The organism is Devosia sp. FJ2-5-3, from assembly GCF_029201545.1.
Lineage (GTDB): Bacteria > Pseudomonadota > Alphaproteobacteria > Rhizobiales > Devosiaceae > Devosia.
In genome coordinates this window covers 4,107,182-4,122,845 of record NZ_CP104007.1, presented here as the reverse complement: position 1 = coordinate 4,122,845, position 15,664 = coordinate 4,107,182, and the positions used below count along the sequence as shown (strand labels likewise).

13 protein-coding genes are annotated in these 15,664 nt (G+C 64.3%); 9 read left to right on the top strand and 4 right to left on the bottom strand.

Going from position 1 to position 15,664, the window contains the following annotated elements; all coding sequences use genetic code 11:
- The first annotated feature begins 17 nt into the window (after positions 1–17).
- The 7 genes from N0P34_RS19725 to N0P34_RS19695 all read left to right on the top strand — a co-directional run bounded on the left by N0P34_RS19725 (position 18) and on the right by N0P34_RS19695 (position 8,836).
- Positions 18–1,319 (top strand): RsmB/NOP family class I SAM-dependent RNA methyltransferase, encoded by a 1,302-nt coding sequence (locus N0P34_RS19725; RefSeq protein ID WP_275604905.1) that lies wholly within the window; start codon positions 18–20, stop codon positions 1,317–1,319.
- Between the two features lie 192 nt (positions 1,320–1,511).
- The gene (locus N0P34_RS19720; protein WP_275604904.1) at positions 1,512–3,137 is read left to right on the top strand and encodes a heparinase II/III family protein; all 1,626 of its coding nucleotides are present in this window, start codon (positions 1,512–1,514) and stop codon (positions 3,135–3,137) included.
- A gap of 87 nt (positions 3,138–3,224) precedes the next feature.
- Complete coding sequence (gene purH, locus N0P34_RS19715) at positions 3,225–4,808, top strand: bifunctional phosphoribosylaminoimidazolecarboxamide formyltransferase/IMP cyclohydrolase (protein ID WP_275604903.1); 1,584 nt, start codon at positions 3,225–3,227, stop codon at positions 4,806–4,808.
- A gap of 229 nt (positions 4,809–5,037) precedes the next feature.
- Positions 5,038–6,399, top strand: a complete 1,362-nt coding sequence (locus tag N0P34_RS19710) for an oligosaccharide flippase family protein (RefSeq protein ID WP_275604902.1) — start codon at positions 5,038–5,040, stop codon at positions 6,397–6,399.
- 97 nt (positions 6,400–6,496) lie between these two features.
- The gene (gene leuC / locus N0P34_RS19705) at positions 6,497–7,903 is read left to right on the top strand and encodes a 3-isopropylmalate dehydratase large subunit (RefSeq protein WP_275604901.1); all 1,407 of its coding nucleotides are present in this window, start codon (positions 6,497–6,499) and stop codon (positions 7,901–7,903) included.
- A complete protein-coding gene (locus N0P34_RS19700) occupies positions 7,894–8,328 on the top strand; it encodes a metallopeptidase family protein (RefSeq protein ID WP_275604900.1) in 435 nt (144 codons plus the stop codon). Before leuC ends, N0P34_RS19700 begins: the two co-directional genes overlap by 10 nt.
- 97 nt (positions 8,329–8,425) lie before the next feature.
- A complete protein-coding gene (locus N0P34_RS19695; RefSeq protein ID WP_275604899.1) occupies positions 8,426–8,836 on the top strand; it encodes a DUF1761 domain-containing protein in 411 nt (136 codons plus the stop codon).
- 74 nt (positions 8,837–8,910) lie between these two features.
- Here N0P34_RS19695 and N0P34_RS19690 read toward each other — a convergent pair whose 3' ends face one another.
- The 4 genes from N0P34_RS19690 to dapF all read right to left on the bottom strand — a co-directional run bounded on the left by N0P34_RS19690 (position 8,911) and on the right by dapF (position 13,281).
- A complete protein-coding gene (locus N0P34_RS19690) occupies positions 8,911–9,522 on the bottom strand; it encodes a septation protein A (RefSeq protein ID WP_275604898.1) in 612 nt (203 codons plus the stop codon).
- A gap of 391 nt (positions 9,523–9,913) precedes the next feature.
- Positions 9,914–11,110, bottom strand: a complete 1,197-nt coding sequence (gene ftsY / locus N0P34_RS19685) for a signal recognition particle-docking protein FtsY (protein WP_275604897.1) — start codon at positions 11,108–11,110, stop codon at positions 9,914–9,916.
- A 27-nt stretch (positions 11,111–11,137) separates the two neighbouring features.
- On the bottom strand, positions 11,138–12,400 hold the full coding sequence (gene mtaB, locus N0P34_RS19680; RefSeq protein WP_275604896.1) for a tRNA (N(6)-L-threonylcarbamoyladenosine(37)-C(2))-methylthiotransferase MtaB: 1,263 nt from the start codon (positions 12,398–12,400) through the stop codon (positions 11,138–11,140).
- Positions 12,400–13,281 (bottom strand): diaminopimelate epimerase, encoded by an 882-nt coding sequence (gene dapF, locus N0P34_RS19675; RefSeq protein ID WP_275604895.1) that lies wholly within the window; start codon positions 13,279–13,281, stop codon positions 12,400–12,402. The genes mtaB and dapF overlap by 1 nt, the downstream gene beginning before the upstream one ends.
- 96 nt (positions 13,282–13,377) lie before the next feature.
- Between dapF and N0P34_RS19670 the strand changes: the two genes are divergently transcribed.
- Positions 13,378–13,869 carry a class I SAM-dependent methyltransferase gene (locus N0P34_RS19670; RefSeq protein ID WP_275604894.1) on the top strand — a complete coding sequence of 164 codons (492 nt, stop codon included), beginning with the start codon at positions 13,378–13,380 and terminating at the stop codon, positions 13,867–13,869.
- Between the two features lie 175 nt (positions 13,870–14,044).
- A complete protein-coding gene (ffh, locus tag N0P34_RS19665; protein WP_275604893.1) occupies positions 14,045–15,628 on the top strand; it encodes a signal recognition particle protein in 1,584 nt (527 codons plus the stop codon).
- The last annotated feature ends 36 nt before the right edge of the window (positions 15,629–15,664 follow it).

Below are 15,664 nucleotides of genomic sequence, written 5' to 3'. Positions count from 1 at the left end.
AACACAAGGCGAACAGCGTGAAGCATAAACCTGATCCTGCGGGGCTCAAACTCCGCCTCGTCGCCGCCCAGCGGCTCCGCGCCGTGCTTGGCGGCGAGCATTTTTCTCCCTTGGGGGAAAAGGACCTTGCCGATGGGCGCGACCGGGCGCTGGCCAACAGGCTGGTGACGACGGCCCTCGTCCGTCAGGGCCAGATCAATGTCATGCTGGCCGAACTGCTGGACAAGGGCCTGCCGCCGCGGTCCGGTAATTTCGAGGCGGTGCTGCGCCTGTCGCTGGCGCAACTGGTTTTCCTGCCCGATATCGGCGCCCACAGCGCCCTCTTTCTCGCCGTCGAGGCCGCCAAGAAAGACCAGAAAACCCGGCACCTGGCCGGCCTGATGAATGCCGTGCTCCGCCGTGCCCAGTCCAATTCGGCCCGCTATGGGTTGATGGACGAGGCCCTTCTTATTCCCGAGCATTTCCGGACCATCTGGGAAAAGGCCTATGGCGCCGAGGCGCTGGCAGCTTTTTCCGAAGCGCTGATCAATGGCGCCCCGCTCGACCTCACCCTCAAGGACGAGGACCCCGCCCTCATCGAGGCGCTGGGGGCGGAAAAACTCATCCACGATTCGGTGCGCATTCCTTTCCGCGATCGCCCGGTCGATGCCTTGCCCGCCTATGACGAGGGCCGCTGGTGGGTGCAGGATGCCGCTTCCGCCCTGCCGGCGCGGCTCCTCCGCGCGCCCGAGGGCAGCGCCGTGCTCGACCTTTGCGCCGCGCCCGGAGGCAAGACGGCGCAGCTGATCAAGGCCGGCTACAAGGTCACCGCGCTCGACAATGATTCTCACCGGCTCGAGCGCCTCAAGACTAATATGGCCCGTCTCGGCTACGCGCCCGAGATCGTCCTCGCCGATGCCGTCACCTACGCGGCGCCCGAGCCCTTTGCCGGCATTCTGCTCGATGCGCCCTGTTCGGCAACCGGCACCTTCCGCCGCCATCCCGAAGTGCTCTGGCATCGTCAGGCGACCGACATTGCCGGCCGCGCCCGGCTCCAGCAATCGCTGATCGCCAATGCGGTGCGCGCGCTCGCGCCGGGCGGCAGCTTGATCTATTGTGTGTGCTCGCTCGAGCCGCAGGAGGGCGAGGCGCAAATCGACTGGATGCTCGAAACCTTCCCCGAGCTGACGCTCGATCCGGTCCGTCCGGAGGAGCTGCCGGGGCTCGAACAGGCCGTCACCCCGGCCGGCCTCGTGCGCACCCATCCCGGCATGGCGCCTGCCAATGTCGAGGGCGGCATGGACGGTTTCTTCGTTGCCCGCTTCCGTCGTGCGGGGTGATTGAGGCGAGTTTCCCCGGTTAAAAAAGTCTTACTGGCATGGTCGTGTCTTTCGTTCTGTTCAAATCAGGGTGAATTCTCTAGACCGCTCGCATCAGGCATGCGGTCGAACAGCCGCAAGGGTTTTGGACGTGATGAGTAACAGCGGCAGCATATTTCCTGCCTGCGTTCGCCTCAGGGTAAGAGGGCATCAATGAGCGGTCAGCGCATCTTTGCTGCACGCCGCCTTCTGGTGCGCACTGCCGACAAGCTGATGACCACGCCCCTGACGCGCTGGACCTGGCAGGGACTGGCCGAGCTCGCCTACAAGGGCGACCTGCCCGATTTCCGACCCGCCGACCGCGATGCCGTCCGTGAAATGATGACGGGCCGATATCTGCTGGCCTCCAAGCTGATCGAGACCGGTGGCGCCTCGCCCTTCGGCGTCGATGTCGACCATCCCGAATGGTGGAACAATCTCCAGGGCTTTTCCTGGCTGCGCCATTTTCGCGACGTCCGGGACCCCGGGGAGCGCCTCTTTGCGCGCACGCTGGTGCTCGATTGGATCGGGCGCGAGGGCAAGTTCGACCCCGACAGCTGGTCGCTCATGCTCACGGCCCAGCGCGTTCTCAACTGGCTCCGTCACCTCACCCTCCTGCTCGATGGCGCCACGCCTGAGCAGGCCAAGACCATCCAGCGCAGCCTCGGCACCCAGGTGCAAAGCCTGCGCGTGCGGGCGCCCATGGCCACCGAGCCGGTCGAGGCGCTGTTCGCCGCTATGGGCCTGCTTGGCGCCGAATTGTGCGAGCCCGAAGACAGCAGCAATGTCGAACTGCGCCTGGCCAAGCTCGACGCTCTGCTGGCCAGCCAACTCGATGTCGAGGGCCTGCACAAATCGCGCAATCCGCGTGTGCAATTGTCGCTGCTGGTCGAATTGTCGAGCCTCCGCCGCGCCGCCTCCAATCATTCGAGCCCGACCCATTCGGCCCTCTCCGACCGCATCGATCGCATGCACGAGGCACTTGATGCGCTGACCCTGTCGAGCGGCGAGCCCGTCTATTTCAACGGCTGCGGGCAGGTGCCCCACGATGTGCTGGTGGCGGTGCAGGCCAATGGCCCCAGCGTGCCGCCGCGCTCGCGCATTCTGGGCGGCTACGGCATTCTGCGCAGCGGCGAGGCCGTTGTCGTCGCCGATAGCGGGCTGCGCCCGCCGCCGGGCTATGATGGCGAGGCCCATGCCGGCCATCTGGCCTTCGAATTTTCCCACCGTAGCGAATTGATCCTCGGCTCCTGCGGTCCGGCGCCGCTCGACATGCCCGAAACGCGCGATCTCTTCCGCCAGGCCATCGCCCATTCTTCCCCGACCATCGAAGGGGAAGATGCGGTGCCGGTCAGCGGCAAGGGCTCCGGCCAGCGGGTCGCCCTGCCGGCGCCCCAGCTCGATGGCGCCGAGCACTCTCTGCTGCTCGGTTCGGCCGGCTATGCCGCCCGCTTCGGCGTCGAGATCGAGCGCCGACTGACCCTGATCGGCGATGGCATGACCCTTGTGGGCCAGGACCGCCTCGTCGGCAAGGGTGGTGACCCCAAGGGGCGCCTTGCCATCCGCTTCCACCTGGCGCCCGGCATTGCCGTTCACGCGCCGGTGGGCGAGGGCATGCGCCGCCTGACCCTGCCCAATGGCGAGGTATGGAGCTTTCTCTGGGAGGGTGGCGAACTGCACGAGGACGACAGCGTGCGCCAGTCGGCCTATCTCGGCTTCCACCGCACCACCCAGCTCGTGCTGGAAGCCGATGTGGTCCCCGGCTTTGAAATCGGCTGGATTCTCACCCGCGAACAGTAAACTGGCCCGTTTGCCTTGGTTTCGGCCCGGCTTCATGCTAGCGGAGCCGCCAAATCCTCCATTTTCAATCACGGCGAGACGCATTCAATGGGCAAGACGGTGAAAGTCGGGCGGGCACTGCTTTCTGTTTTCGACAAATCGGGCATGGCGGAGTTTGCCCGCGGGCTGTCGGAGGCTGGCGTCGAGCTGGTCTCGACCGGCGGCACGCACAAGCTGATCGCCGAGACCGGCCTGAAGGTACGCGAGATTTCCGAGCTCACGGGCTTTCCCGAGATGATGGATGGTCGGGTCAAAACGCTTCACCCCAAGGTGCATGGCGGCCTGCTCTCGGTGCGCGATAATCCGCAGCACCAGGCCTCGATGGACGAGCACGACATCGGCCCGATCGATCTCGTCGCGGTCAATCTCTACCCGTTCGAAAAGACCGTCGCCTCCGGCGCCTCCTATGACGAGATCATCGAGAATATCGACATTGGCGGCCCGGCCATGGTCCGCTCGGCGGCCAAGAACCACGCCTATGTCACCGTCGTCGTCGACCCCGCCGACTATCCGGAAATCCTCGAAGCCATCAAGGCTGGCGGCATTCCTTTCGCGCTGCGCCAGAAGCTCGCCGCCAAGGCCTATGCCCGCACCGCCGCCTATGACAGCGCCATTTCGAGCTGGTTCGCCCGCGAGATCGACTTCAAGGACGTCACCTGGCGCAGCTTTGCCGGCACGCTGAGCGAAGTCATGCGCTATGGCGAAAACCCGCATCAATGGGCCGCCTTCTACAAGAATGGCGACAATCGTCCGGGCGTGGCCACCGCCACCCAGACCCAGGGCAAGACGCTCTCCTATAACAATATCAACGACACCGACGCCGCCTTCGAGCTGGTCTCCGAATTCGATCCCGCCGAAACCGCCGCCGTCGCCATCATCAAGCACGCCAATCCCTGTGGCGTGGCGATCGGCGCAACGCTGGTCGAGGCCTATCGCAAGGCCCTGCGCACCGATCCGGTCTCGGCCTTTGGCGGCATTGTCGCCCTCAATCGCGAGATCGATGCCGAGACGGCGACCGAAATCGTGAAAGTCTTCACCGAAGTGATCGTCGCCCCGTCGGCCACCCGGGAAGCCCAGGACATCATCGCGGCCAAGAAGAACCTTCGTCTCTTGCTGACCGGCGGTCTCGCCGATGCCAAGGCTGAGGGGCTGCTCGTGAAATCCGTCGCCGGAGGCCTGCTTGTGCAGGGCCGCGACAACCGCAATGTCGATGATTGCGAGCTTAAGGTCGTCACCAAGCGCAAGCCCACCGAGGCCGAACTGACCGATCTCAAGCTCGCGGCCAAGGTGGCAAAGCACGTCAAATCCAACGCCATCATCTACGTCAAGGACGGCGCTACCGCCGGTATCGGCGCCGGTCAGATGAGCCGCGTCGACTCCGCCCGCGTCGCCCATCGCAAGTCCACCGATGCGGCGGAAGCCGCCGGGATCGAAGGCGCGCTGACCATCGGCTCGGTCGTGGCTTCGGACGCTTTCTTCCCCTTCGCCGATGGTCTTGAGGCCCTGGTTGCCGCCGGCGCGACTGCCGTTATCCAGCCCGGTGGCTCCATGCGCGACGACGAAGTCATCGCCGCCGCCGACGCCGCCGGCATCGCCATGGTGATGACGGGCATGCGCCACTTCCGGCATTAAAGGGCCGCTGGCCGGGATACCCCCACCCAACCTCCCCCTGATAGGGGGAGGGGCGGCGCAGTGGCTCCCCAGCCCCGCGACACACTCGATCTGTCCCTCCCCCTATCAGGGGGAGGCTAGGAGGGGGTAACCTTTGGGCCCCCATCCCCGGCAAAATTCCCATCCCCCATTCCCGGTAAGACCTTCTTGACCCGCCTCTGGCAGGATGGCGGCTCATGCCGAGGCCCTTATGCGATTTGCCCTGCCAAACGATTTGACGGCGCTGCTGTCTACCGGCCTTCTGCGCTCGGTGGGCTCGCTCGGCATCAAGGTCGCGACGGCCGGCCTCACCTACCTCACCTATGTGGTGCTCGCCCGCACCATGAACCCCGAGCAATACGGCTTCTTCGCCTTCGGCCTTGCGCTGGCGACGGTGCTCGCCATTGCAGCCGGCATGGGGCAGTCGACCGCGATCCTGCGCCTCTGGCCGCAATTGCGCGGGCAGGCGGACGCCCAATCCGCCGCCGCCAGCCTTGCTTCCGGCTCCACGGTCACTATTGCCGCCAGCCTCGCCATCGGCGCGCTGCTCTGCCTTTTTGCCTATACGATCCAGCCCCTCCTGGCGCCCGGCCAGCCGGTGACGCACTTCCTCGGCGCGGCGCTTCTCGTCCTGCCCATGGCGCTGTCCGAATATAATTCGTCGGCCCTTCGGGCACAGGGCTCGCTGTGGACGGCGCTGCTGCCGCGCGACATCTATTGGCGCCTCGCCCTGCCGCTCATCGTCCTGGGACTTTACGCGCTGGGCGTCATCCTCAGCGGCCCCGATGCGCTCATTCTCTCGGCCCTGCTGCTCCTCGCCATGCTGGGCCTGCAATTCGTCATCGCCGGCCAACAGGGCTATTCCCTGCGCCCCAGCCTCTCCTCTGCCGCGATAAGATCCCATTGGCAGCGCTGGGGCGGGCTCAGCAAATGGCTGCTGCTCGGCGCTCTGATCGAAACCTTCACCCTCAATGCCGACATCATCCTTGTCGGCCTCATGCTCGACCTTGAAAGCTCGGGCCTCTATTTCAACGCCTTCCGCACCGCCGGGCTGATGACGCTCTTCACCTTCGCCATCGAGCTCGTCATCGCCCCCATGGTGGCCGAGCATTATCACGCCCGCGACATGCGCAAGGCCCAGGCCATCACCACGCTCTGCGCCTGGGCGGGCTTTGCCTTCTCCCTCGTCATCTTTGCCATCTTCCTGTTCTTCGGCGATTTCGTCCTCTCGCTCTTCGGTCCGGCCTATGCGGGCGGCGCACTGGTGCTGGTCCTGCTCTCCCTCGGCCTGCTCTTCGACGCCGCCACCGGCCCCTCGAAAATCGTCATGATGATGACCGGCCACGAGCGCGCCTATGTCGCCATCTTCGGCGTCATCATGGGCCTCGGCTTTATCATTCAGATTTTCGTCATCCCCATTTGGGGTGTCGTCGGCGCTGCCGCGGTCAATATGGGCGGGCGCATCGTGGCGCAGATCGCCATCGCCCTCTGGTGCCGCTACCGCATCGGTCTCGACACCAGCCTGCTTGGCTTTCTGGCACTGCGGCAGGGCCGCGATGTCCAGCCCGGCTGAACCGTACCAGTGAGTACGGTAGTGCTTGACCCAAAAGCCCGCTTGGGCTTAGAACCAATCCAAACTTTCCATTCCTGCCGCTGGGAACGACACTAGAATGACCAAGGCTCGCACGCTTTACGACAAGATCTGGGACGACCATCTGGTTCAGAACAATCCCGATGGGACGAGCCTGCTCTATATCGACCGGCATCTGGTGCACGAGGTGACGAGCCCCCAGGCATTCGAAGGCCTGCGCATGACCGGCCGCAAGGTGCGTCACCCCGAGCGGACCCTGGCCGTGGTTGACCACAACGTGCCCACCACCGACCGTTCCCTGCCCAATCCCGATCCGGAGAGCGCCACCCAGATCGCGGCGCTGGCCGAAAATACCCGTGATTTCGGCATCGAATATTTCGACGCTTTCGACCCGCGCCAGGGCATCGTGCACATCGTCGGCCCCGAACAGGGCTTTACCCTGCCGGGCATGACCATCGTCTGCGGCGATAGCCATACCTCGACCCATGGCGCTTTTGGCGCGCTGGCCCATGGCATCGGCACCTCCGAAGTCGAGCACGTGCTGGCCACCCAGACGCTGATCCAGCAGAAGGCCAAGAACATGCTGGTGCGTGTCGACGGCCAGCTGCCGCCGCACGTCACCGCCAAGGACATCATCCTCGCCATCATCGGCGAGATCGGCACCGCCGGCGGCAATGGCCACGTCATCGAATTTGCCGGCGAGGCCATTCGCTCGCTCTCGATGGAAGGCCGCATGACGGTCTGCAACATGACCATTGAAGGCGGCGCCCGCGCCGGCCTCATCGCCCCCGACCAGACCACGTTCGACTATGTCGAGGGCCGCAACCGCGCGCCCAAGGGCAAGGCCTGGGACATGGCGCTCGACTATTGGAAGACGCTCTATACCGACGAGGGCGCCCATTACGACAAGGTCGTCATCCTCGACGCCGCCAAGCTGCCGCCGATCGTATCCTGGGGCTCCTCGCCCGAAGACGTGATCTCGGTCACCGGCGTCGTTCCCAACCCGGACGATATCACCGACGAAAACAAGCGCGCCTCCAAATGGCGGGCGCTGGACTATATGGGCCTCAAGCCCGGCACCAAGATCACCGACATCAAGCTCGACCGCGTCTTTGTCGGCTCCTGCACCAATGGCCGCATCGAGGATCTGCGCGCCGCCGCCGCCGTCATCGGCGACCGCAAGGTGGCTTCGCATGTTTCGGCCATGGTCGTGCCGGGCTCGGGCCTCGTCAAGGCTCAGGCCGAGCAGGAAGGCCTCGACCTCATCTTCAAGAATGCCGGCTTTGAATGGCGCGAACCGGGTTGCTCCATGTGCCTGGCCATGAACCCCGACAAGCTCGCGCCTGAAGAGCGCTGCGCCTCGACCTCGAACCGCAATTTCGAAGGCCGCCAGGGTTTCAAGGGCCGCACCCATCTCGTGTCGCCCGCCATGGCAACCGCCGCCGCCATTGCCGGCCACTTCGTCGATATCCGCGAGTGGCAGTAAGCACCACCAATTGGTCGGGGCTCTATGCCCCGACCCTCGACGATTTCGAGGCCATGGCCGCCAAGGCCCTGGCCGAACTGCCCGAGCCGTTCAAATCGCTTGCGGCCGACGTCACCTGTTCGGTGGCCGAATTCGCCGAGGACGACGTGCTCGAAGGCTTCGGCATGGAGAGCCCGTTCGAGCTGATGGGGCTGTTCGTCGGCATTGGCCTCACCGAGGACGGCGCCGTGCCCCAGACCGGGCAGATGCCCAACACCGTCTTCCTCTATCGCCGCGCCATTCTCGACTATTGGGCCGAGAACGATGACAACACGCTGGGCGAAATCATCACCCACGTGCTGATCCACGAGCTTGGCCACCATTTCGGCTTTTCCGACGACGAGATGGAAGAAATCGAAGCCCGCGCCGACGCCGAAGAACGCTGAGCGCGACGCCTCGGGTTCGGCCGGATGGCTATTGTCCAAGACCGCGAAAAACTCCTAGGCTTCTTCCAGGCGCCTTCTGCGCCTCAGGGGAAGTCTCATGTCCTTTCTCGCCGTCAACTGGATCGCTATCATCGTCGCCACCATCGCGAGCTTCGCCTTTGGCGCAGCCTGGTATATGGGCCTCTCCCGCCAATGGTTGGAAGCGCTCGGCAAGACCAGGGAGCAGCTCGCCGTCGGCAACACGCCCTTTATCTGGTCGGTTCTCGTCGAATTCGTCATGGCCTATTTTATCGCGCTGTTCACGCCCGCGCTGATGGGCAGTGTCGATCTCGGCGCCGGCATCACGACCGCCATTCTCTGCTGGCTGGGCTTCGTCCTCACCGTGATGATCATGAACCATCGCTATGAGGGGATGAAATGGTCGCTCACCCTTATCGATGGTCTTCACGTCCTCGGCGTGCTGGTGATCCAGGGTGCAATTATCGGCCTTTTCGGCGCTGCACTCTGAGCGATTGCCGCCGGCCAAAATGAAAACGGCGCCTTGCGGCGCCGTTCGACAGACCCTGTGTTGGGAAGTGCGCGCTAGCCCTCGGCACCGATTGGCGTGCTGGGTTCGCTCACCGGCGCATATTTTGTCAGCAGCGGCACCTGGCTCATCGAGAACAGCACGGTCAGCGGCATCACGCCCCAGACCTTGAATGCGACCCAGAAATCGGTCGAAAAATTGCGCCACAGCACTTCGTTGATCACGGCGAGCACGAAGAAGAAAATGCCCCAGTTGAGCGTCAGCCGCCACCAGCCCTCGGGGCGCAGGCGATAGACCTCGCCAAAAACATATTTGAGCAGCGACTGGCCGAACAGCAGGCCACCCAGCAGCACCGAGCCGAACAGCACATTGGTGATGGTTGGCTTGATCTTGATGAAGGTGTCGTCCTGCAGCCACAGCGTCAGCCCGCCAAAGACCAGCACCACGACGCCGGTCACTAGCGGCATCACCGGGATCTTCTTCAGGATCAGCCAGCTTGCCAGAAGCGAGAGCACCATCGCGCCCATGAACCAGGCGGTCGCGGTGAAAATATCGGCCCGTGCATTGGCGACGAAGAACACCACCAGCGGCCCGAGCTCCAGGCCCAGCTTGCTGAGTTGGGGGCGCAGCTCGTCCCAATTGGCTTCGGGTTCGGCTTTTTCGGTCATTATCTCGATCCGGAATGATTGCGCCCAATGTGATGGCATCACGCGTGCCATGCAAGCTCTAGCGGGCAAGAATGGTGATTTTTGGGCTTGGCGGCGCGCGGCGCAGCCGCCGTCAGGCTCCAGTGGAGCCTGACGAGCCGCCAAGGCCATGAGAGTTACGCTCGAATGGCGGGGCCGTTTCCGGGCCATGAGAGCTACGCTCGAATGGCGGGGCACCCCCACCTAGCCTCCCCTTTGCCAGCGAGGACACAATGGGCGCCGCGCTTCCCTCGGGCTTGACCCGAGGGCCACTCGGCGAGCCCCAATACTGGCAATATGCGCATGGGTAGCGGCCCTCGGGTCAAGCCCGAGGGAAGCCCCGTCGCTCGGTGAGCGAGGGTCGTTTTCCCTCTCACTCGCGTCCGGCAATCGCCCGCGCAAATTCATTGGCCGAGAAGGGTTCGAGATCGTCCACCCCTTCGCCAACGCCGATGAAGTGCACCGGCAGGCCGAACTTTTTCGCGATGGCAACGAGAATACCGCCGCGCGCCGTTCCGTCGAGTTTTGTCATCACCAGCCCGGTGACCCCGGCGCGCTTGCCGAAAATCTCGACCTGCTTCATGGCGTTCTGCCCGGTCGTGGCATCGAGCGTGAGAAGCGTCGCATGCGGCGCGCTCGGCTCGACCTTCTTGATGACGCGAATGATCTTTTCGAGCTCGTTCATCAGCTCGTCGCGGTTCTGCAGGCGCCCCGCGGTGTCGATGATCAGGACATCGCGACCCTGCGCCTTGGCCTGGGTGACGGCGTCGAAGGCGAGGCCAGACGCGTCCGACCCGGCGGGCATGGCGATCACCGGCGCGCCGGTCCGCTGACCCCACACCTGAAGCTGTTCGATTGCCGCCGCGCGGAACGTGTCGCCGGCCGCCAGCATCACCGATTTGCCCTCGGCGGCGAATTTTTGCGCCAGTTTGCCGATGGTCGTGGTCTTGCCCGAGCCATTGACCCCGATCATCAGGATGACGAAGGGTTTTTGACTTGTCTCGATCACCAGCGGACGGGCGACCTGGCCCAGCACCTTTTCGACCTCGCTGGCGAGAACCGCCCGCACATCTTCGCCCGACACATCCTTGTCGAAGCGGTCGCGGCGCAGCGTCTCGGTGATGGCCGTGGCGGTCTCGAGGCCGAGATCGGCCTGGATAAGAACGTCCTCGAGCTCGTCGAGCGTCGCCGCGTCCAGCTTGCGCTTGGTGAAGACCGAGGTGATCGAGGCCGTGAGATTGTCCGAAGAGCGGCGGAGGCCCGTGGTCAGTCGCGAAAACCAGCTCTGCCGCTCGGCCGGCGGCGCAATTGGGGCGGGGGGCGTGACGAACTGATCTTCGACCGCCTCGATATAGTCGGGCGTGGTCTCCGGGGGGCCGGGCGGGGGCACATCCTCGGGGGCAGGGGGCGGCGGCGCGACCGGCTCGGGGGTCGGCGCAACAGGCGCTGTCTCAGGCTGTGGCGGCGCGACAGGCGTTTCCGGCTGCGTCTCGGGCGGCGCCGGGGTCGGCTCCGGCGCGGGCTCGGTGCCGAACAGGCGCTTGAAGAACCCGGATACTTTATCGCTCATAGTCTGCCCCGACGCTTCCTGCCGCGATCACGCTGCGGCCCGCAATTTTTCGCCCACGAGCCCCCTGGCTCCGCGTCCGGTGATCGTCACGCTGACAAGATCGCCCGGTGTCGTGTCCGCAACGTGTACGGGCACGAATTGTTCAGTCCGCGAGATGCCGTTGCGCTCGACCAGCACGTTTTCCTGCCGCCCGATGCGGCTCTCGCACAGCGCCTCGAACTGCTTTTCCCCCGCCGCGCGTAGCAGCGCCGCCCGCTTGCGGGCGATCCCGGTGTCCACCTGCGGCATGCGGGCCGCAGGCGTGCCGGCGCGCGGCGAATAGGGGAAGGCATGGATATAGGTGAGATCGGCCTCGCCGATGAAGGAGAGCGAATTGGCGAACATCGCCTCGGTTTCGGTGGGAAACCCGGCAATGATATCGGCGCCAAAAACCATGTCGGGCCGGATGGCGCGCAGCTTTTCGATCACGCCCAGCGCATCGGCGCGAGAATGCCGCCGCTTCATCCGCTTCAAGATGAGATCATCGCCCGATTGCAGTGACAGGTGCAGATGCGGCATCAGCCGGCTTTCGCCCACGGCCTCGTAGAGCGCCGGGTCGGCCTCGATCGAGTCGATGGACGAGATGCGCAGGCGCGGCAGGTCCGGCACATGCCGCAAAATGGCCTGCGTCAGCGTGCCCAGCGTCGGGCTGCCCGGCAGATCGGGGCCATAGGAGGTGATATCCACCCCGGTCAGCACGACTTCCGAATGGCCATTGGACACGAGTTTCTTGATCTGCTCGACCACCACCCCCATCGGCACCGAGCGGGAGGGGCCGCGCCCAAAGGGGATGATGCAGAAGGTGCAGCGATGATCGCACCCGTTCTGCACCTGCACGAAGGCGCGGGTGTGCCGGTCCATGCCCTCGATCAGGTGTCCCGCGGTTTCCCGCACGCTCATAATGTCGTTGACCTGCACCTTGTCATTGAGCGCCACGCCAAAGACCATCGGCTTGTAGCTCTCGGCCCTGAGCTTGTCGGCATTGCCGATGACCAGGTCGACCTCTTCCATGTCCCCGAATGTGCGCGCCTCGGTCTGGGCGGCGCAGCCGGTGACGATGATGCGGGCCGTGGGATTGTCGCGTCGCGCCTTGCGCACGGCCTGCTTGGCCTGCTTGACCGCCTCGGCGGTCACCGCGCAGGTATTGACGATGATGGCGTTGTCGAGCCCGGCCTTTTCGGCCTCGGCCTTCATCACCGCGCCCTCAAAGGCATTGAGACGACACCCGAATGTCAGGGTTTCGACACCCATCAGGCGGCCTCGGTGCGCGTCCAGGCGCCGGTCTTGGGGTCGAGCGTGCCTTCCCACTCGAATTCGGCCGGGCCGGTCAAGGTCACATGGTCATTGTCGAGCCATTCGACGACGAGATCGCCGCCGGGCACGGTCACGGTTGCCTTGCGGCCGGTGCGGCGGGTGCGCGCGGCATTGACCAAGGCGGCGCAGGCGGCGGTGCCGCAGGCTTCGGTGAGGCCCGCCCCGCGCTCCCAGGTGCGCAGGATGATCTTGTCGCTGGTGACAACATTGGCGATGGAGATATTGGCGCGCTCAGGGAACAGAGGATGGTTTTCGAGCAGCGGCCCGAAGCGGTCGAGCGCATAGTCCCAGACGTCGTCCTTCACCCAGAAGGTGGCGTGCGGATTGCCTATGGCCATGACCGAGGGGGAATGCAGCACCGGCGCATCGATCGGCCCGATCTGCAGTTCGATCTTGCGGGTGTCGGCGAATTCCTCGTTGAGTGGAATTTCATACCAGGCGAACTTTGGCGTGCCCATGTCGACGGTGATCTGCCCGTCTTCAGCCTCTTCGCCAAAAAGAATGCCCGCGACCGTCTCGAAGGTGAACCGCTGCCGCCCCTGCTCGGCGCTCAGCGCCTGCACCACGCAGCGCATGCCATTGCCGCAGGCCTGGGCGCGGCTGCCGTCCGAATTGATGATCTCGATATAATTGACGGTGCCCGGCGTCCGGCTGTCATGGATGGCCATGATCTGGTCGAATTTGGTTTCGGGGCGCGCATTGATGGCAATGGCCGCCTCGGGGGTGACGCGATCGGTCCGGCCGCGCATATCGGCCACGATGATCTGGTTGCCCAGCCCGTTCATCTTGAAAAAGGGGACGTTGCTCAAAGCCGTCATTCCCGAAAGTCCGCAAGGGGTGCAGGTATTGCGTCCTATATGGCGGATGCGTGTTAAAATTGCCAGTGACGGCTTGCAGCACCCCCGCCTGCTGACATGATCTGTCCATTTTCCGTTCAAAATGATGTCATGACCCATTCCGTCTCGCCGCGCATTGCCCAAGCCATTGCCGCCCTGCCGCTGCGCCCTGATCTGCGGGTGCTCGAAATCGGCTGCGGGCCCGGTGTCGCGGCGCGACTTGTCAGCCTCGCGCTGCCGCAGGGTTTTGTTCTCGCCATTGACCGCTCCGAAAAGGCCATTGCACAGGCCCGATCCGGATCAGCCGCCGAATTGGTCTCTGGCCGGCTGGCCTTTCGCTGCGTCGCTGTCGAGGACTTCGTACTCGATCCAAACGAGCAACAATTCGATCTGGCCTTCGCCCTACGGGTAGGGGCGCTCGATGGCCGTCATCCCGAACTCGGGCATCGTGCGCTCGGACGTCTCAAGGCGGCATTGACGCCAGAAGGTCGTCTGCACATCGACGATAGACCCCCTCTTTATGCGGCCGAATTGCCGGACTTTCTTGACTCGGGGCCTTCATTGCCCTAAACGCGACCCGTTCATCAGGCTTTTGCTCCTGACCCGCCGACCGGGACCCCAGACGGGTGCCACGATCCCGGAGGCCAACATCCGCCAGCGCGTTGCGCCCGCGGGTGGGTTTTGCGTTTGGCTGAATTGAACCCTATCTCTTGCGGGATTGGCCCGCGAGCGAAAAGGAAAAAAGATGTTTGAGAGCTTAAGCGACCGGCTTGGCAAGATTTTCGATGGACTTCGCGGACGCGGCGCGCTCAATGCTGCCGATGTTGACGCGGCCATGCGCGAAATCCGCCGGGCGCTGATCGAGGCTGACGTCTCGCTCGAAGTCGTCCGCGCCTTTGTCGAACAGGTCCGCGAGCGCGCCGTCGGCGCCGAAGTCACCCGTTCGGTCACGCCGGGCCAGCAGGTCATCAAGATCGTCAATGACGAACTGGTCGCCGTTCTCGGCTCCGACACGGTCACCATCGATCTCAACGCGCCGGCGCCCGTTACCCTGCTCATGGTCGGCCTCCAGGGTTCGGGCAAGACGACGACGACGGCAAAGATTGCCAAACGCCTCAAGGACAAGCAGCGCAAGAAAGTGCTGCTCGCCTCGCTCGATACACGCCGCCCGGCCGCCATGGAGCAGCTGCGCGTGCTCGGCGAACAGGTCGGCGTCGATACGCTGCCGATCATTGCCACCGACACCCCGGTCGAGATCGCCCGCCGCGCCGAGCGCGAAGGCCGTCTGGGCGGTTATGATGTCCTCATTCTCGATACTGCGGGTCGCACCCATATCGACGAAGAATTGATGGCCGAAACCGTCTCCATCAAGGACATCGCCAATCCGCACGAAATCCTGCTCGTCGTCGACGCGCTGACCGGCCAGGACGCGATCAACGTCGCCCGCTCCTTCGATGGTCGCCTCGATGTCACTGGCATCGTGCTGACCCGCGTCGATGGCGATGGTCGCGGCGGCGCTGCGCTCTCCATGCGCGCGGCCACCGGCAAGCCGATCAAGCTGATCGGTGTCGGCGAAAAGATGGATGCGCTCGAGGATTTCCATCCCGGCCGCATCGCCGACCGCATCCTGGGCATGGGCGACATTGTTTCGCTCGTCGAAAAGGCTGCCGAACACGTCACGGCCGAAGACGCGGCCAAGATGGCCAAGAAGCTCAAGAAGGGCTCCTTCGACCTCGACGATCTGCGCGCCCAGCTCATCCAGATGAAGAAGATGGGCGGCATGGGCGGCCTCATGGGCATGCTTCCTGGCGCGGGCCAGATGAAGAAGGCCATGGCCGGCGCCAATGTCGACGAGAAGATCTTTGACCGTCAGGTCGCCATCATCAATTCGATGACGGCCAAGGAACGCGCCAATCCGGACCTGCTCAATGCGTCCCGCCGCAAGCGCGTTGCCGCTGGCGCCGGCGTCGAAGTCTCGGAAATCAACAAGCTTGCCAAGCAGCACCGCCAGATGGCGGACATGATGAAGAAAGTTTCCAAGGGCGGCATGGGTTCGCTCGCCGGCATGTTCGGCGGCAAGATGGGTGGGATGATGGGCGGCATGCCCGATCTCTCCAAGATGGATCCCAAGCAGCTCGAGCAGATGGCCCGCCAGGCCGGGATCAATCCCGAGCAACTCAAGGGCCTGCCCGGCGCCGACCTGCCGATTGCCGACAAGCTGCCCACCGACGTCAATGCACTTTTGAAATCCTCCGGTGGCCCGGTTCTGCCCGGCCTCGGTGGCGCCCCCCGTTTCCCTGGCCTTCCTGGCCTGGGCAAGAAGAAATAACCCCTTTACGAAAACCGACAGCCTTAGGAAAAAAAG